Origin of the sequence: Providencia sp. 2023EL-00965, assembly GCF_033550225.1 — a bacterium.
GTDB lineage: Bacteria > Pseudomonadota > Gammaproteobacteria > Enterobacterales > Enterobacteriaceae > Providencia > Providencia manganoxydans.
This window is the reverse complement of sequence record NZ_JAWUEH010000001.1, coordinates 216853-234448: the sequence shown is the minus strand read 5'-3', so window position 1 is coordinate 234448 and position 17596 is coordinate 216853. Positions and strand designations below refer to the sequence as shown.

Genomic DNA, 17596 nt, shown 5'->3' with positions numbered 1-17596 from the left:
ACCACCCAAATACACATTGGGTGGTTAGTGTTATATGGAAAGTTAACCGACTTTAAAACCTGGTTTCCCTTGCTGCGCTCTCCACTCTTTCACTTCTTGTACAACGCCTTCTGGGGTATCTGGTCTGTTTTTATTAGGGTAATAAATTAAATCCGAACCAGATGGATGCTCACTAAGCCTTTTAAATTCAAGAAGAGTGGCGATATCCTCTTCCTCTGTCGTATTCTCAACATTAAATAATTTTCGAACAAAAGCGATAAACTCTGCTTCTGTGTAATCACTAATACTGTTTTTTTTTGTCATCATTATCCCTTTTTATGTATTCCGATATGCCTTTTTGGCGTTACTACTCGTAAATTATCTATACCATATACTTCTCCACCCTGAGCTATAGGCTCTTCATGATGTAATTCAAACTTGACTCGTCCACCAACCTGTTCTTCTTCAATAGGAGCAGGAGCTTTACCTTTTTTTATGTTGCCTTTGTTAGCATCACAAAACTGCTCAAGTAGTTCAGGATCTTTCGACACCTCTTCCCAAAATGCTTTTCTAAACTCATCAAAGGTTTTAAATTTTTTCCCTCGAAGTTTTTCGGCAATTTGCTCTGGGATTGGGACACCATTGTCTTTATTTGCATCTTCCAACCACTGCTCGCCAACCACCTCACCATTTCCTGTTACCGTTCCTTCTTGCCTGCGCTTATTTTCCTTAGCAACTTTATCTTCTGCTGCCGCGGTTTTATCTTCCGCGTCTTTGACTTCAGCTTCCGCAAGCGCCAATATTTTTTCAGCATCATCAATAAGTTTTATTGAACGCAGAAAACGTTGGTGCAGCTCATCATACAGCTCAATCAGCTTATCACGTACAGCTAGCGCTACACGTCGTCCCCCTTCCGTGGGAGCTTCAATATTATTAACCTCTAAAACGTCTGCAACATAACGAGTAGCACCATGCTGCATTAAAAAAGCTAAATTTGTCGGCGAATCAATAATCGCATTGAGATGCAACAACACGCTGCCGTCACGATAACTTGAACCTAATCCACTGATCCAATCATCAAAACGAATTTCTAACGGATGTCGCTGTGGATCGGTAAAAGCTAACGCTTCGGAGGTATTCTGTAATGCCTGTAATTGTCGTTGACGTAACCCTAAATTAGCTCTTGCCGAAGAGAGCTGGCTTTGTGCTGCTGCCAGCTCTCGTTCTGCGGCTTCGATGGGATGAGTGTCTAAAAACTCCTCATCGCGCCTTTTGGCTTCTTCAACTTCGAGCGCTAGTTGCTGAGATGTATGTTGTTTAGAGATGGAAAGATAAATTGGCGCATGCTCATCACCAAAATCAACGATATGGTGGGTGGTTTGCGCTACAGGGCTAGGTAATAGTGAAACAGGCAACACACTTTCAATAATGGCAGGGGAGCTGGCTAATCCTCTAGGTTCCCTCATATCAACATAGACTTGCAATGGTGGTTGATTAGGAACAGCAGCAACAGAATAAACGCTCGTACGGCGAGTTCTTGTCGCTTTAACGACAGAAACTTTACGGTCGGTTTTAGTCAATGCAGTGACTTTCTGTTCTGTTACTGGATCAATAACAGGCTCTGCAATGACCTTTGCTGTAACTTCCTGTAATTGAGCTATTGAACTAATTGGAGTATCCGTTACAAGGCTTGCAGGAAGTGCTGTCACACTATAGGTTTTGTCCTGCAAGTTTTGTCTAGCAACAATATCGGCTAACTGTCGCTGATGTTCTGCAAAATAAGGGTCAATATTGTCTGGCGCAACGGGGGTGGGATAAATTGCAGAAATCGTAAATCCTACAGCTCGAGCAGCTATTGGTGCTGAATTAATCACCTTTGCAACCAATTGAGCTAATGGAGTAGGTGTAGAACGAACGGCACTTACTGTGACACCCCATGTTCCTTCCACTACAGCAATGGTGACAGGGAGTAGAATAAGTGGGTTAATGATGGCTTGTTTTTCAGGTGTTTGGCTAAAATTTACAGAACGTGAGTGAGAGCTGCCACGACTCCCCCCCGAATCCCCTCGCCCTTCTGGACCTGTTCCTCTTCCATTGTTGTCATCACTATCGGGGCTTGCTGATACGCTCATGCTGTCATGAGAATCATTATTTGCCATAAAATATCCTTATTTATTAGCAAGATTAAAAGGACTGTTTATCGAAACAGCCCTTTTATGCTATCTTTATGGCAAAACCTGATAAATAATATTAATTATCAATAACTAAGGAGTTTTATTAGATTAAATTACAGGTGAAATGAATATAAATTAAGCCAAACACAGAACTTAAAAATGCGTTTAGTACCCTATATTCTATTGGTGATTAAAAACCATTGGGGAAGCTATTTGTAAGAAAGGAAATAAATTAAACAAGCTAAAAATCGGTTATTTAAACCGAAGTATTAGAATGAAAACAGGTTCTCGTTATGGAGTATTATTGATATGGCTCGCCTCTTATTAGCTTTAAGAGGCGAGCTAATGAAATTAATCTTGATTTTGCGGTTTCAATGTCGCCAATATATCACCTTGAAACATGGATTTGAGCTCCTGCTTACTTTTCATCGTAATTTGCCCATCCGTACCAATTGTCATATGTTCTGGTGAATGATTATTCCTTGATTGCCACAGCATCACCATTTGTAGGCTATGCTCTTTCTGCTCAGGCGTTAATGCGACCCCATCGGGCCATTTACCCAACTCAACAGCGGTCACTAAGCGCTGATAAATTTCAGGGGTCATTACAGATAACAATTGTTCTAATTGCTCAGGCGCTAATTCAACGCTCACATCATACTCCTTCAATTGATACAGCTAGCGATACCCAGAAAGCTGAATCGATATTGCTATTGTTATTTTAAACTATCAGCTAGCGTCAGCACCCTATCCACGGGTCTTTTCACCCGTTTGCTCATCGATGAAGCTTAACGATGCTGAATTAATGCAGTAACGCTGACCCGTAGGTTGCGGACCATCTGGAAAAACATGCCCTAAATGCGCATTACAGTTTTGACAGCGCACTTCAATCCGATGCATACCATGAGAAAAATCTTCGATATATTTAATCGCTTCTTCGCTGACTGGCTGATAAAAGCTTGGCCAGCCACATCCTGCATCAAATTTTGTCTCAGAAAGAAATAATGGCGTGCCACAACATAGGCATTCATACACACCATCTTTACGGTTATGCAATAACGTTCCTGTAAAAGGTCGTTCAGTGCCCGCTTGTTGAGTCACATATTGCTGAATATCATTTAGCTCCGATAAATCAATCGGTTGCTTATCTTTATCTGTCATATAAAACCCAAATACTGAAAGATTAAGTGGTATTAAACTAATAATACACCAATTTAACGCAACAAAAAATTAACAACGAAATCAGTAAATCTATTCTAAACTAATTAACAGCGTGCTTTGTATATGGATTTGTGACCGGTTTCACATATATCACTGATAGCAGGTTCCTTTATCTGTGCACAATCCCGATAATACGTGCGGATGTATTTGCCTCTAAAGTGGCTGACAAGTAAGCAATTAGTGCGACTAGATTTGATTTTTTTCAATAATTGACACGATTCCGCTTGACGGCTGGCAAGGTTTTGGTAACTTTAACTACAACTTAATTCACGAATAAATAGCTGGTGGAAATACTATGACTATCAAAGTAGGTATTAATGGTTTTGGTCGTATTGGCCGTATCGTTTTCCGTGCTGCACAAGAGCGTTCTGATATCGAAATCGTTGCTATCAACGACCTGCTCGATGCAGACTATATGGCTTACATGCTGAAATATGACTCTACTCACGGTCGTTTCAACGGTACTGTTGAAGTTAAAGATGGTCACCTAGTTGTAAATGGCAAAAAAATTCGCGTTACTGCAGAAAAAGATCCTGCAAACCTGAAGTGGAACGAAGTTGATGTTGACGTTGTTGCTGAAGCAACCGGTATCTTCTTAACTGATGAGACTGCACGTAAACACATTCAAGCAGGCGCGAAGAAAGTTGTTCTTACTGGCCCATCTAAAGACGACACTCCAATGTTCGTTATGGGTGTTAACCATAAGAGCTATGCAGGTCAAGAAATCGTTTCTAACGCATCTTGTACAACTAACTGCTTGGCACCTCTGGCTAAAGTTATCAATGACAAGTTTGGTATCGTTGAAGGTCTGATGACGACTGTTCACGCAACAACTGCAACACAAAAAACAGTTGATGGTCCTTCTCACAAAGACTGGCGTGGTGGTCGTGGTGCTGCTCAAAACATCATCCCATCATCAACTGGTGCTGCTAAAGCAGTAGGTAAAGTTATTCCTGAACTGAATGGCAAACTGACTGGTATGTCTTTCCGTGTTCCGACTCCTAACGTTTCAGTCGTTGACTTAACTGTTCGTATGGAAAAACCAGCAACTTACGCACAAATCTGTGATGCTATTAAAGAAGCAGCAGCAGGCGAGCTAAAAGGCGTTCTGGGTTACACTGAAGATGACGTTGTATCTACTGATTTCAACGGTGAAAAACTGACTTCAGTATTCGATGCTAAAGCAGGTATCGCACTGAACGACAACTTTGTAAAACTGGTTTCTTGGTATGACAACGAAACTGGCTACTCAAACAAAGTTCTTGACCTGATCGCTCACATCTCTAAATAAGAGCTGTTAACGTTTTAGGGTAACTAGAGCCGCCAAAATTGGCGGCTCTTTTGTTTATTTTCTCTTAAAATTTATCATTATACAGTTATGTATCATGACTGTTCCTACAACTTCTGCTAACCTATTTGTACCCACAGTTCCTTTATCACAGGCAAATCATTATGCATGATAAACTCTTTGCTCTACCGGTTATTAAGCAGCTTTCAGCCTATATCAGTCAACGTCAATTAGGTGAACTTCCTTTAATTCTCATATCCCATCCTAAAGTACGTGGAGCCGTGAGTCTTCAAGGAGCACAATTAATTGACTGGCAGCCTCATGGGCAAAAACCCTGCCTTTGGCTAAGTAGCGAAAGCGCCTTCAAAACAGGTACAGCAATTCGTGGGGGCATTCCCATTTGTTGGCCTTGGTTTGGTCCTGTCGCGAGCCCTAGCCATGGTTTTGCACGTATTTTGCCATGGCAATTTACTGCACATAATGAGCATGAAGATGGTGTGATCCTTACCTTTACCCTCACCGATACGGAATATACGCGCAAACTTTGGCCGCATGAATTCACGCTAATATTACGCATGAAACTCGGAGAGACCTGTGAAATTGAATTAGAAAGCTATGGTGATTTTGAAACAACCGCAGCAATGCATACTTACCTTAATATTGGTGATATTCAAAAAACAACAGTATATGGCTTAGGTGGCCATTACTTCGACAAAGTGGCCGATCGTGAAGTTTATGAGGACAAACCACTAAAAATTAATGCTCAAACTGATCGAATTTATTCAGAGCCAGAAGAATACAGCTTGATCCGCGATGATAGCTGGTCACGAACCATAGAAATTCATCACTATCATAATTCAGATGTCGTGTGCTGGAATCCATGGGCTGAGTTAACATGCAGTATGCAAGATATGCCAAATAATGGTTATAAGCAGATGATATGCGTGGAAACTGCTCGGATCAATAAACCCATGAAAAGCGAGAATCAAAACCCAGCACGACTTTCGCTAGTCATGATGTCACGAGACAATAAACCTCAAGAGTAATACCTAAAGAAAACCCCAAAAGCAGTTCCACTTTTGGGGTTTTTTATTTATCTCTATTTAGCAATTAGAATGTATACGTTATACCACTCCACACAATCGCAGAAACAGATTTATTAACCATTGGGCTATCTTTAACTTCGCTTGGTAAACGGTCAACACGACCCATAGCGAACGCACTCCAATTATCAGTAAATAGATAATTACCTGATAATTCTACATATGGTGTCCAGCTATCCCCCGGACGATAACGCTCTAAACCGCTATTACGAGATTCTTTTGAAGAAACACCATACTCATAACGATTTTGATTTTTACTATCCCACTTGATACCTACCCCTGGTACTAATGACCACTTGTCACCATGGAAACCATATAGGTATGCAACTTCAGCACGTAAACCATTACTGATGCCTAAGATATCGCCAGAAGCAACGGTTCTGATAGTACCCCAGTCAGCCTTATGCTTATAAGTAAAACCGCCCATCACAGTATCACGACGGCGATCCAATTGACGCATGTCACGATCGTCATTATCTTTAGGTTTAAAAAATTGCGGATAATAATAAGCGTCAATTGACAACTGATCAGCTTGGTCATTCCATAAGTAATAGCCAGCTGCTAACGTATGAAAGTAAAAATTCTCACTGTCATAGTTAACAATCGGAACTGGCGTGACATAATCTTTCGATTTAATACCTTTATATGGCGTCGACTGTGCCAAAACAGAACCACCAACTGACCATGTGCCAGCAACCGCAGCGGAAGATATTAAACCTAGAGCAACAGCAAGTGATGTTAATTTAATTGTCTTAGACATATAAAACCTGAAATATTAAGAAATTGATCAATAAAGTGCATCATACATTGATGCGGACCTTAGCCAAAATACTAGCACAGCCGATCACATTTTTAGCTAAATTTATAGCCGTGTCTAATAATTGTTTAAGGAATTATTCACTCTTCATATAAGACAGGTACTCTTTTTGCTAAAGCACACATCAATTCATAGCCAATCGTTCCTGCGGCTTGGGCAACATCATCAATAGGTAAATTTTTCCCCCATAATTCAACTTCATCACCAATACTGACCTCTTGGCATTCACTCACATCAATAGTTAACATATCCATTGAAACCGCACCTAATAATGCACATCGCTGGCCATTCAACCAAACAGGAGTACCCGTTGGGGCATGACGAGGGTAACCATCTGCATAACCACAAGCCACTGTCGCTATTTTCATTGGTTGTGACGCGGTAAATTTGCTGCCATAGCCAATCGATTCTCCCGCTGCAATAGAATGCATACCAATAATTTGCGATCTGAGTGTCATGGTTGCCCGTAAATCTTTATCTGCGATATCTTGCCATTTGCCACTCGGTGATGCGCCATACAATATCACCCCTGAGCGTACCCAATCATAATGGGTTTTAGGATGCCACAATGTTGCACCTGAATTTGCAATACATACGGGATAATTATGATCAATAAACGGCTTAATCCGTTGATGTGGCAGGTCTGTACCTGTTGTCAGATCGGAATTGGCAAAATGGGTCATTAAAGTGACGCTACTTACATTAGACATTGATGAGAGTCTTTTAACTGCATCAGCATACTTATCAGGTGAAAAACCTAAGCGATTCATTCCACTGTTTAATTTAGCGTACACTGAAATAGGTGCTGTAAACGTCGCATTTTCAATCGCATCCAATTGCCAATCACTATGAACCGAGGTGGTTAACTGGTATTGATCAACAACTTTTAGATCATCTTGCTGAAAAAATCCTTCTAACAACAGAATAGGCCCTGTCCACCCTTCTTCACGTAATAATATGGCTTCATGCAAATCAAGAATGGCAAATCCATCTGTTGACGATAATGCTTTCCATACATGTTTAATGCTGTGCCCATAAGCATCTGCTTTCATTACTGACCATATTTTAGACGCGCCTGCATGTCGACGGGTAACAGACAAATTATGCGTAAAATTTTGCAGGTGGATCACCGCACTAATTGGGCGTGGCATGTTTATTCCTTATTCTTCGTTATTTTAATTGCTCAACGTGCTGGTGATAACTGGCTACGAGGTGTTAATTTGGTATTAAAACCATCAATATATCTATGTACTGATAGGTCATCTGAAGATATGTCTGGAGTATTACCAGAGATCAGATCAGCCAATAACTTGCCAGAACCACATGCCATCGTCCAGCCTAATGTGCCATGCCCTGTGTTTAAATATAAATTTGTATATGCGGTAGACCCAACAATCGGGGTGCCATCAGGAGTCATAGGACGTAAACCGGTCCAAAATGTGGCTTGATCGATATCACCACCACCCTGATAAAGATCTTGCACGACCATTTTAAGGGTCTCACAGCGCTTTTTCAGTATATTTAGATTAAAGCCAACCACTTCAGCCATTCCACCAACTCGGATCCTATCATCAAACCGCGTCACTGCGATTTTATAAGTTTCATCAAGTATGGTTGAAGTTGGAGCCCTCTGAGCATCAATAATCGGCATAGTTAAAGAGTAACCTTTCAATGGGTAGACTGGGATCTTCACTAAATTAGCCAATAGCTCAGTCGAATATGACCCCATAGCAACCACATAGCGGTCGGCTTGCATTATAACGCCATCACAACGAACACCACTGACCTTATTACCCTCAGTTAAAATTTGTTCAATATGGCTGCCGAATTGAAATTTAACCCCTGCGTTTTGCGCCAGTTTTGCCAGTTTTTTAGTAAATTGTTGGCAATCCCCTGTTTCATCATTAGGCAAACGTAAGCCACCGGTTAATTTGTGCTTAACATACTCAAGTGCGGGTTCAGCCTTTGATAATTCATTCGCGGTTAATAATTCATAAGGAACACCTTCTTGCTTTAAAACAGCAATATCATTCGCTGCACTTTCAAACTGTTTTTCCGTTCTAAACAGTTGTAAGGTACCACCTTGACGTCCTTCATAGCTGATACCGGTATCAGCACGCAGCTGCCTGATGCAATCACGGCTATACTCAGCAATACGTACCATACGACTTTTATTCATCGCATAATGTTGAATATCGCAGTTTTTGAGCATTTGCCACATCCAACGTAATTGGAATAAAGTCCCATCGGGCTTAATCGCTAAAGGTTCGTGCTTTTCGAACATCCATTTAACCGCTTTGAGGGGAATACCCGGTGCTCCCCATGGTGTTGCATAGCCAGGAGATATTTGCCCTGCATTACCGGCGCTGGTTTCTTCTGCAACATCCATTTGTCTGTCTAAAACGACCACTTCATGCCCTTCCTGAGCCAAATACCAAGCCGTAGTCACTCCAATAACACCTGCACCTAATACTAAAACTTTCATAATTCCCCCTGCTGCTTTAGCACGACCATTTTCACTTAGAATAATATTCTAGGATTTATTTTCCAATATGGTTAATTAACATTTTTAACATTTTAGATAATTACTTCAAAATTCATTACATTTACTTTACATGTTAGTTTTTTATTCCAAATGACCTAAACACCCAAAAAATAACAATGCATTACAAAACAAATAGTTAAATAAAAACCCAATATAGAAATACTATAACAGGATAAAAAAATAAGTTTTTTATCCTGTTTTACTAGTTTTTTATTTTATGAAAGGTTTATTAGCAGCATGAATTAGAAAAATAATACACTAGAGTTTAGTACTGCTAAAATGCAAAAACTAAGATTATATGTTCACTAGAGTTACTATTAAGGAATAATCTATAAATAATTATCCACTTAAGCTACTCATTTAACCATAGGTACGTGCTGGCTTAGGAAGCATTGCTCTAGTTAAATATATTATTAGATAGAAAATCATTATTTATGATAAATATATTTTAAAAATTAGAATATAAATAACGGTTAGCTTTCATTATATTGATAAGAAAATAGCGAATTAAAGATAAATGAAAATGAAAAAAATAAAAAACACCATAGCTCAAATTGTATTAGTCATAGCGACCTGTTTAGTTATACCGAATGGTTTTGCAGAACTTAATTGTTATCTATTTACAAATAAAACTGTAATAAAAGACGATAAGGTATGTATTAGTCAGAAAAAGTTACTCCAATGTCGCCTTGGGTGTATTCCCATTGATACATAACTCGAATAGAAGCATTTAAGTGCTTTAAAACGCTTGATCTAGCTGCCATCAATGTAACAACGCCTCCTGAATCTATCGATGTCATGTTAGAGGTCGCTATCCCAGGAGACTGTATTCTTAATACCAATAAATAAAATTTTTATTAACCTATAACAAGTACAAGCTTAACTAAAAAATTAATATTCAAATAGCTTGGCTATAATTAATTATAGAAAAGATAAGAACCAGATTTAATTATAACTACTGGTTCCTATTGTATAATGCTAATTAACGCACATGAGCAAGATCATTAGGCATATTACCTTGCATGCTATGCCAAATAGTGCCACTTTCTTTACCGTAGTTTCTCACGCATTCCATAATACGGTCATAGGCTTGCTCTCGACATAAGTTAGCAAGTTGCTGATAGAAATTTAGCGCCAAACGCCTCGCTTCTGGATTAGAGAAATAATAGCGGCCTACCCTCGTGTATAGCCCTTTAAGGCCATTAATGATTAACCCATAAATTGGATTACCAGAAGCGAAGGCTAACCCTCTAAAGATATTGTAATCTAAAGCGCTAAATGCATCGGCGTTATCATCAACTTTTTCACGCTCCGCCAATACCTCTAACGATTTTTCTGGATTTTGACGAAATGCAGTACGAATAAAGATCGCTGCAATGTTGGTACGAACGGCGAGTAAATTATCGATTAACTGTGGTACACGGTCATGATCCAACCTTGCTAAGGTCTCTAATATATTCAGACCGGATGTTTCCCAATAGTTATTAACCTTAGTAGGTTTACCATGCTGGATAGTTAACCACCCGTCACGCGCCAAACGCTGTAAAACCTCACGTAGCGTAGTACGAGTCACGCCAATTAGCTCCGAAAGTTCCCGTTCAGCAGGTAAAATCGACCCTGGAGGAAAGCGATTGTTCCAGATACTTTCAATAATATACTCTTCCGCAAAACCTGCCGGACTTTGAGCTTTTATAACCATATTTTTATTATTCCAAACGTTTTCTGACGGATTATAGGAGAAATCATACCAGATTGTCGTAAATTGAGATAGTTTGGTGCCGCATAAACAGTGAAATGAATCATAAAACCCTCATATAATTAACGTATTATCTATTAGTGATGAGACTTAATTTATGCGTCAGATAAGAGTAGTATGTGAATTTACTGTACAATACATCCAATAAGAGGATAACAACCCATAATGGATTTTAGTTTAAAAAGAGCTTTTCTGAGAAATTTTTTAGGGAACTCACCCGATTGGTATAAGCTTGCAATAATCACATTTCTAATCGTTAACCCGCTAATATTTTATTTTGTTAGCCCCTTTATCGCAGGGTGGTTACTGGTTATAGAATTTATTTTCACACTTGCCATGGCGCTCAAATGCTATCCACTGCAACCCGGCGGGTTGCTGGCGATTGAAGCCGTTATTATTGGCATGACAACACCAAAACAAATCTCTCATGAGATCAGTAACAATTTGGAAGTCATACTACTACTGATATTTATGGTAGCCGGTATCTATTTTATGAAGCAGCTCTTGCTGTTTGCCTTCACCAAACTGTTACTGAATATCCGTTCAAAACGTACACTCTCATTAGCCTTTTGCCTTGCTAGTGCATTTCTATCTGCTTTTTTAGATGCACTAACGGTCATTGCCGTCGTTATCAGTGTCTCTGTAGGGTTCTACTCAATTTATCATCAATATGCATCCAGCCAGCACAATAACACAGATTTATTAAATGATAGCTTTATTGATACGACTGAAAAAAAACAAACGCTAGAACAGTTCCGTGCCTTCCTACGTAGTTTAATGATGCACGCAGGGATCGGTACTGCTTTAGGTGGTGTGATGACCATGGTCGGTGAGCCACAAAACCTGATCATCGCTAAACACGTTGATTGGGATTTTATTACCTTCTTTGTTCGTATGGCACCTGTGACATTACCCGTATTTATCTGTGGTTTACTGGTCTGTTTTTCTGTCGAGAAGTTTAAGCTTTTTGGCTACGGAACTGAATTACCACCAACGGTAAGACAGGTACTGACGGAGCATGACAGAAAAAATAGCGCCAAAAGGACACAAAAAGAAAAAGCACAACTGATTATTCAAGGACTCATCGGTCTTTGGCTCATCGTAGCCCTTGCCTTCCACCTTGCCGAAGTCGGAATTATCGGTTTATCTGTCATTATATTAGCGACTGCTTTTTGTGGTATTACAGAAGAGCATGCTCTAGGTAAGGCGTTTGAAGAGGCATTACCTTTCACTGCACTACTTACTGTATTTTTCTCTGTAGTGGCTGTGATTATTGATCAGCAGTTATTTACCCCCTTTATTCAGTTTGTTTTGCAGTCTTCTGAATCTTCACAACTATCGCTTTTCTATTTATTTAATGGGCTACTTTCTGCCGTCTCGGATAATGTTTTCGTTGGTACGGTTTATATTACCGAAGCCATGAAAGCGGCTAGCGAAGGTTTGATCTCCCATCATCAATATGAGTTATTAGCGGTGGCAATAAATACTGGGACTAACCTTCCTTCTGTTGCAACACCAAATGGGCAAGCGGCTTTCCTCTTCTTGCTGACTTCTGCACTGTCACCACTCATACGTCTTTCCTATGGTCGCATGGTCTGGATGGCGTTGCCTTACACTATTGTGATGACAATTGTTGGGCTACTTGGTGTTGAGTTTTGGTTAGTTCCAACGACTCACTGGCTGGAAAGCCTAGGCTGGATCAGTTTACCTTAATCAATCCCTTTCTACAGAGCCGTTTTAAAAGGAAATTTGAACGGCTCTTTTACTTTCAAGCCACTAGTCGAATTTGTAATGTTAAGTAAAGCCTTATCTAAAATCACATAAATCTCTACTCATACCTTTTTTTGTTTCGCGGATGAGGGCAAAATGTGCTCACCATTAATTTAGGGAAGTAAAGTATGTTCAGATTCTTTAACTACTGTTCACAAGGACGAGGCGCATGGCTGTTAATGGCCTTTATTGCCTTTATGCTCGAATGTGCCGCTCTCTATTTTCAGCACATTATGAAACTGCAACCTTGTGTCATGTGTATTTATGAAAGGGTTGCACTGTTTGGAATTATGATAGCAGGTTTAGTCGGAGTAATTGCGCCGCGAAATGTTATTTTACGTTGGGTTGCTATCATTATTTGGATTTATGCCGCATGGCGAGGCTTAGAGCTTGCTTGGGAGCATACAATGTTGCAACTCTATCCATCACCTTTTGCCTCGTGTGACTTCTTTGTGAACTTTCCTGAGTGGCTGCCACTAAATGAATGGGCACCCGCGGTGTTCGAAGCAACGGGTGACTGTGCCGTTAAGCAGTGGGACTTTTTAGGGCTTGATATGCCACAATGGTTGATTGGTGTATACGCTGTCTACCTTTTGGTCGCGATCGTGGTTGCGATAAGCCAGTTCTTCCCAGCTCGCTCCAAAATATAAGTTTAATATTGCAATACGCTAGATTATTTTAAATCTAGCTAGGTGATTTAAAATATGACGAACATATAACAGAAAGCCCATCAATGATGGGCTTTTTAACTCGATTCAATAGTGACCAACTAAATACAGGCACCACTGCGGATCACATCAGCTGCACAACGCTTACCGTTTGCGAATTGACAAACCGCAGTTTTTCCTCCATTTAATTCTAAATTTAACGCAGGAAGTCCACCAGCAGAAACACACGCTTCTTGTGCTCCAGGCCCTAAATTAACCACTTGTTGAGCATATTCAGCAGCTGAGTGATCGACCTGTGCCACTCGCGTTGATTCAGAACTACCGCAGCCAGCTAAAATAAGCGCCGCACCACCGATTAGCCCGCCGATAAATGTAGACTTAAGCAGACCACTGATTTTTTGACTCATCCTAATCTCCACTCATATTGGCTTCTGTTCCCTGAATCAGTGAGCACTGCTTTTCGAAAACAGATTGATGACTAAAACACCAATTATAATTAATAGCATACCAATAATTGCAGGTAAATCGAGTTTCTGTTGATAAATAAATATTGCCGCGACTGAAACTAGCACAATACCTAATCCAGACCAGATCGCATAAGCAATGCCTAAAGGCATGACTTTAACCACCTGAGATAGTCCCCAAAAAGAAACCGCATAACCAATAATCACAATTAAGGAGGGCCAAAAACGACTAAAACCATCGGATGCCTTTAATGTGGTTGTCGCAATAACTTCTGCAATAATTGACATCAATAAAAAAGCTAGCCCTTTCATTGCCTACCCTTACTATTTGAAATAATTAAAATATTAGGAAATTTAGCACAGTTATTGTTAGCTGTAACGCATTCGCAATAAAAAACCCTGTGATAAAAATTTCTATCACAGGGTTCTCAAATCCAAAATATTACAGCTAATGGGTCACTGGCGAGCCTTGTAATTTATCGCTAAATGAAACACTGTAGCGTTTAAAAATAAAGGCACACCATATTAGCGAGATCGCCCCAAATGCCGCGCCAACATAGCCAATATTGGTCATTCCCATATGAACAATAACTTGATTACCAAGTAAAGCACCACCACCGATACCAATATTAAAGATCCCTGAATAAATAGCCATGGCTAGGTCTGTTGCATCCGGAGCTAAATCAATGACTTTTACCTGCATCCCCAAGCCAACGCACATAATCGCTATTCCCCAAAAAATACTTAAAATAATTAATGGGCCAACATGGCTACTAATTGGCATCAGCAACAACAAACAAATCGTCAAAATCGCTATTGCCATTGGTAAAAATGACAATGCATATTTACCACTATAACGGCTAAATATGACGCTTCCTACGATACCTGCCGCACCAAAAATAAGTAATAGTAACGTAGCAAAATTTTGACTCTGCAATGCAACTTCGCGCACAAATGGCTCAATATAGCTGTATGCAGCAAAATGAGCAGTCACAACCATTACCGTTAAGACAAACAGTCCTACCAGTGCTGGACGTTTAAATATCATTGGTAAGCTTTTCAACGATCCAGAATGTTCGCTTGGTAATTTAGGCAAAAAGCGAATTAATGCGATCATTGTGAGCAACGCAATAACGCCAATACATAAGAAAGTCACCCGCCAGCCAAGTAGTTGACCAATAACACGCCCTATAGGTAAACCTAAAACTGTCGCCAATGCGGTTCCTGTTGCTAATAAACCAAGTGCTTGCGCCTTCTTACCTGCGGGCGCGACACGGATCGCCAATGATGCCGTTATTGACCAAAAAACAGCATGGGAAAGTGCGATCCCAATCCTTGCGATGATCAATACATCAAAATTCCAAGCAAAACCTGACAGAATATGGCTAAGCACAAAGACAACAAATAATAATGTTAATAATTTGCGGCGCTCAATTTTTCCCGTTAATAACATTAAGGGAAGCGACATAATAGCAACAACCCAAGCATAGATAGTGATCATCAACCCAGTATGAGCCACCGTCATGTCAAAACTCGCTGCAATATCACTGAGTAATGCAACAGGAACAAACTCAGTTGTATTGAAAACAAATGCGGCAACGGCAAGTGCCACAACTCGCATCCAAGCTGTTTTTCTAGAAACCTGTGTCATTGCTTAAGCCTTTATTGATGTCAGCACAAAATCACCGCTTATCAGGAATGATCCACGTGAAAAATAAGTGTCAGATTTGTGCTGAATTAGACATTGCTTCGCTGTAAGAAAAAATGAAGCAACCAAATTATGTGAATTGTATCACAATTTTTTCAGTCCTTTAAAGTCATTCAATATAAGATCATCAGCAAACCACGATTAAGTTTCTAATCATTCTGACTTTATCAATAATTTCATGAGCCGTTAAACCAATAGGACCGATGCCTTGCTCAACTAAGCAATCTGCGGCTTTACCATGCATCCAAACCCCGCTACGAGCGGCTTCTTCAATCGGTATTCCTTGAGCTAGCAAGCTGCCCACAATACCTGATAAAACATCCCCACTACCCGCGGTGGCTAAACCACTATTCCCCGTCTGGTTGCACCATATTTGTTGTTCAGGACTTGAGATCACTGTATCGTGCCCTTTTAACACGATCCAACAACCATAGCGCTGACTCAATTGCTGTGCTACAACACAGCGATCAGCTTGAATTTCTGCTACTGTTGTTTGTAATAATTTAGATGCTTCTTTAGGGTGAGGTGTTAAAACAACGTTTGGGGTCAATTTTTTTACTTGCGGCCATTGTGAAAGAATATTTAAACCATCAGCATCAATTAACACCGATTTATTTTGTTCAATTAATAGCAATACTTTACGCATTAATGATTGCGCATCTTCTGAAATACCTAATCCACAACCAATGACCCACGCAGTAGCAAGAGTATCATTAATTAAAGAGCTAGCATCCCGCAGCATTAATTCAGGGGCCATTTCTATCAAATGTAGATTAAGTGGGGATTGATTACACCCAATAATCACTTTGCCACAACCACTTTTTAATGCGGCCACTCCTGCAAGCACACCAGCCCCAGTCATTCCTACACTACTACCAATAATGTTTAACGTTCCAAAAGTTCCTTTATGACTCAGTTCTGGCCTAGGTTGGACTAATGATGGAAATTGTTGAGCTAACCACTGTTTTTCTTGTGTCGTTAACATTATCGCCTCCTTCATTAAAATTTTTGCTCTCAATTGAGGATAAAGTCATACGGCATTCAATAATTTTTCTATGCTATACTCGTGAAACTTCAAGTTACAGCGTGTTGAACCACGTTCATTCGCTACTTATCATATGCTTATGTATGCTACCAGTGAGTCATTCACTTGTCGCCTAGCTACACTTCTAATTATTTAGAGTATATAATTCTGACAAATCTATAAATTTTTAAAGGATATATTTAATGAAAACCCATTTTCCTACTCAGCCAGATGTTAATGAACTCGCCGCAGAAGTAACTTGTATAAAAAATTTACTTGCTCATATGCTAAAAGCAATCGGTCAAGCAGATGCAGGTAAAATTATCATTAAAATGGAACGTGAAATTGCCTCGATGGAAGATGAAAAACAAGCAGAAACCTATCGTAATACCCTTGAGCAAATCAAAGCAGGTTATCGCCAATAGTTTATTTTAACGATAAGTGCTACTTAAGAGGCTTCGTTGCCCAATTACACTTAAAACTGCACAAATAACTAAATATCTTTTTTCGAAATAATCTATCTTAGATCTCGAATTAAACCATTCTTTATTCATTTAGCTCCCCCTTCAGATCCCTATGAAGGGGGCTTTTTTTGTAAACTAGGCTTTCACTTTACCATCATAAATATCTTGGCAATGCTGAATATAGCTTTCTAATGTCTCACCTGATTGATTATTTTGCATTCTTTGTTCTTCAAAAGCCCAGACTTTAAAGTTCTGACCTAAATTCGCGCCTGACATCCCGACTTCTTTATACATGCGATGATATAGGCCCGTTGGTGACTGATAAATTTCAAATTTAAACGGCACTAAACGCGCTGGGTTCTCAACGGTTGCAAATTCATTACCAAAAACCAACGTTTTTATCAGTATATCCATGTCAAATCCTTATTGTTCATATAATTTAAATAGCTCGAGATATATCTAGGTGAATAATGTAAAGATACATTGTTACTTTACCTTAACGAAAGGCCTGCGACTTGAAATATAATCAGCAGAAAAGCCTACGTTAGTTACGATATTCTACTTAGAGAATACACTATACTCTAAATAATTCGAGATGCAGATAGGCGATAAGTG

At 39.7% G+C, this 17596-nt stretch carries 18 protein-coding genes; 5 read left to right on the top strand and 13 right to left on the bottom strand.

The annotated features are described in order from the left end of the window. Window positions 1–42: 42 nt before the first annotated feature. The 4 genes from SC428_RS01085 to msrB form a co-directional block, all read right to left on the bottom strand. The gene (locus SC428_RS01085) at window positions 43–306 is read right to left on the bottom strand and encodes a bacteriocin immunity protein (protein WP_180355057.1); all 264 of its coding nucleotides are present in this window, start codon (window positions 304–306) and stop codon (window positions 43–45) included. After that, complete coding sequence (locus SC428_RS01080; protein ID WP_318705595.1) at window positions 306–2138, bottom strand: colicin-like bacteriocin tRNase domain-containing protein; 1833 nt, start codon at window positions 2136–2138, stop codon at window positions 306–308. Before SC428_RS01080 ends, SC428_RS01085 begins: the two co-directional genes overlap by 1 nt. Window positions 2139–2504: 366 nt before the next feature. Continuing rightward, window positions 2505–2807, bottom strand: coding sequence for a YeaC family protein (locus tag SC428_RS01075; protein ID WP_070928202.1), 303 nt, complete (start codon window positions 2805–2807; stop codon window positions 2505–2507). A 93-nt stretch (window positions 2808–2900) separates the two neighbouring features. Further along, complete coding sequence (msrB, locus tag SC428_RS01070; protein WP_070928204.1) at window positions 2901–3314, bottom strand: peptide-methionine (R)-S-oxide reductase MsrB; 414 nt, start codon at window positions 3312–3314, stop codon at window positions 2901–2903. A gap of 355 nt (window positions 3315–3669) precedes the next feature. Here msrB and gapA point away from each other — a divergent pair, with 355 nt between their 5' ends. Further along, on the top strand, window positions 3670–4665 hold the full coding sequence (gene gapA, locus SC428_RS01065) for a glyceraldehyde-3-phosphate dehydrogenase (RefSeq protein WP_318705591.1): 996 nt from the start codon (window positions 3670–3672) through the stop codon (window positions 4663–4665). A 161-nt stretch (window positions 4666–4826) separates the two neighbouring features. Further along, entirely contained in the window at window positions 4827–5708 is an 882-nt protein-coding gene (locus tag SC428_RS01060) for a D-hexose-6-phosphate mutarotase (RefSeq protein WP_070928210.1), read from the top strand. Window positions 5709–5772: 64 nt separating this feature from the next. Here the strand turns inward: SC428_RS01060 and SC428_RS01055 are convergent, their stop codons facing one another. The 4 genes from SC428_RS01055 to fadR all read right to left on the bottom strand — a co-directional run bounded on the left by SC428_RS01055 (window position 5773) and on the right by fadR (window position 10826). Beyond that, a complete protein-coding gene (locus tag SC428_RS01055) occupies window positions 5773–6525 on the bottom strand; it encodes a MipA/OmpV family protein (protein WP_318705588.1) in 753 nt (250 codons plus the stop codon). A 137-nt stretch (window positions 6526–6662) separates the two neighbouring features. After that, window positions 6663–7733 (bottom strand): alanine racemase, encoded by a 1071-nt coding sequence (gene alr, locus SC428_RS01050; protein WP_318705587.1) that lies wholly within the window; start codon window positions 7731–7733, stop codon window positions 6663–6665. A gap of 32 nt (window positions 7734–7765) precedes the next feature. Beyond that, the gene (locus SC428_RS01045) at window positions 7766–9067 is read right to left on the bottom strand and encodes a D-amino acid dehydrogenase (RefSeq protein ID WP_412544570.1); all 1302 of its coding nucleotides are present in this window, start codon (window positions 9065–9067) and stop codon (window positions 7766–7768) included. Between the two features lie 1042 nt (window positions 9068–10109). Then, window positions 10110–10826, bottom strand: a complete 717-nt coding sequence (gene fadR / locus SC428_RS01040) for a fatty acid metabolism transcriptional regulator FadR (protein ID WP_070928218.1) — start codon at window positions 10824–10826, stop codon at window positions 10110–10112. Window positions 10827–11048: 222 nt separating this feature from the next. Between fadR and nhaB the strand changes: the two genes are divergently transcribed. Next, window positions 11049–12596, top strand: a complete 1548-nt coding sequence (gene nhaB, locus SC428_RS01035; protein ID WP_070928220.1) for a sodium/proton antiporter NhaB — start codon at window positions 11049–11051, stop codon at window positions 12594–12596. A gap of 185 nt (window positions 12597–12781) precedes the next feature. After that, window positions 12782–13303, top strand: a complete 522-nt coding sequence (gene dsbB / locus SC428_RS01030; protein WP_318705583.1) for a disulfide bond formation protein DsbB — start codon at window positions 12782–12784, stop codon at window positions 13301–13303. Between the two features lie 119 nt (window positions 13304–13422). Here the strand turns inward: dsbB and SC428_RS01025 are convergent, their stop codons facing one another. From SC428_RS01025 to SC428_RS01010, 4 genes are all read right to left on the bottom strand, one after another. Next, on the bottom strand, window positions 13423–13728 hold the full coding sequence (locus SC428_RS01025) for a DUF333 domain-containing protein (RefSeq protein ID WP_140179491.1): 306 nt from the start codon (window positions 13726–13728) through the stop codon (window positions 13423–13425). Between the two features lie 36 nt (window positions 13729–13764). Beyond that, window positions 13765–14097 carry an SMR family transporter gene (locus SC428_RS01020; RefSeq protein WP_140179489.1) on the bottom strand — a complete coding sequence of 111 codons (333 nt, stop codon included), beginning with the start codon at window positions 14095–14097 and terminating at the stop codon, window positions 13765–13767. Window positions 14098–14233: 136 nt separating this feature from the next. Next, window positions 14234–15436 (bottom strand): sugar transporter, encoded by a 1203-nt coding sequence (locus SC428_RS01015; protein WP_070928231.1) that lies wholly within the window; start codon window positions 15434–15436, stop codon window positions 14234–14236. A gap of 184 nt (window positions 15437–15620) precedes the next feature. Beyond that, window positions 15621–16478, bottom strand: coding sequence for an NAD(P)H-hydrate dehydratase (locus SC428_RS01010; protein WP_318705578.1), 858 nt, complete (start codon window positions 16476–16478; stop codon window positions 15621–15623). Between the two features lie 242 nt (window positions 16479–16720). On the opposite strand from SC428_RS01010, the gene SC428_RS01005 reads away from it, so the two are divergent. Then, complete coding sequence (locus SC428_RS01005; RefSeq protein WP_070928234.1) at window positions 16721–16942, top strand: DUF2594 family protein; 222 nt, start codon at window positions 16721–16723, stop codon at window positions 16940–16942. Between the two features lie 174 nt (window positions 16943–17116). Here the strand turns inward: SC428_RS01005 and SC428_RS01000 are convergent, their stop codons facing one another. Continuing rightward, on the bottom strand, window positions 17117–17395 hold the full coding sequence (locus SC428_RS01000; RefSeq protein ID WP_070928236.1) for a hypothetical protein: 279 nt from the start codon (window positions 17393–17395) through the stop codon (window positions 17117–17119). Window positions 17396–17596: the final 201 nt, after the last annotated feature.

Excerpts from the sequence above, each read along its gene's own strand:
- SC428_RS01085 (WP_180355057.1), bottom strand. The coding sequence starts at position 306 with ATGATGACAAAAAAAAACAGTATTAGTGATTACACAGAAGCAGAGTTT.
- SC428_RS01080 (WP_318705595.1), bottom strand. The coding sequence starts at position 2,138 with ATGGCAAATAATGATTCTCATGACAGCATGAGCGTATCAGCAAGCCCC.
- msrB (WP_070928204.1), bottom strand. The coding sequence starts at position 3,314 with ATGACAGATAAAGATAAGCAACCGATTGATTTATCGGAGCTAAATGAT.
- gapA (WP_318705591.1), top strand. The coding sequence starts at position 3,670 with ATGACTATCAAAGTAGGTATTAATGGTTTTGGTCGTATTGGCCGTATC.
- SC428_RS01060 (WP_070928210.1), top strand. The coding sequence starts at position 4,827 with ATGCATGATAAACTCTTTGCTCTACCGGTTATTAAGCAGCTTTCAGCC.
- SC428_RS01055 (WP_318705588.1), bottom strand. The coding sequence starts at position 6,525 with ATGTCTAAGACAATTAAATTAACATCACTTGCTGTTGCTCTAGGTTTA.
- alr (WP_318705587.1), bottom strand. The coding sequence starts at position 7,733 with ATGCCACGCCCAATTAGTGCGGTGATCCACCTGCAAAATTTTACGCAT.
- SC428_RS01045 (WP_412544570.1), bottom strand. The coding sequence starts at position 9,067 with ATGAAAGTTTTAGTATTAGGTGCAGGTGTTATTGGAGTGACTACGGCT.
- fadR (WP_070928218.1), bottom strand. The coding sequence starts at position 10,826 with ATGGTTATAAAAGCTCAAAGTCCGGCAGGTTTTGCGGAAGAGTATATT.
- nhaB (WP_070928220.1), top strand. The coding sequence starts at position 11,049 with ATGGATTTTAGTTTAAAAAGAGCTTTTCTGAGAAATTTTTTAGGGAAC.
- dsbB (WP_318705583.1), top strand. The coding sequence starts at position 12,782 with ATGTTCAGATTCTTTAACTACTGTTCACAAGGACGAGGCGCATGGCTG.
- SC428_RS01025 (WP_140179491.1), bottom strand. The coding sequence starts at position 13,728 with ATGAGTCAAAAAATCAGTGGTCTGCTTAAGTCTACATTTATCGGCGGG.
- SC428_RS01020 (WP_140179489.1), bottom strand. The coding sequence starts at position 14,097 with ATGAAAGGGCTAGCTTTTTTATTGATGTCAATTATTGCAGAAGTTATT.
- SC428_RS01015 (WP_070928231.1), bottom strand. The coding sequence starts at position 15,436 with ATGACACAGGTTTCTAGAAAAACAGCTTGGATGCGAGTTGTGGCACTT.
- SC428_RS01010 (WP_318705578.1), bottom strand. The coding sequence starts at position 16,478 with ATGTTAACGACACAAGAAAAACAGTGGTTAGCTCAACAATTTCCATCA.
- SC428_RS01005 (WP_070928234.1), top strand. The coding sequence starts at position 16,721 with ATGAAAACCCATTTTCCTACTCAGCCAGATGTTAATGAACTCGCCGCA.
- SC428_RS01000 (WP_070928236.1), bottom strand. The coding sequence starts at position 17,395 with ATGGATATACTGATAAAAACGTTGGTTTTTGGTAATGAATTTGCAACC.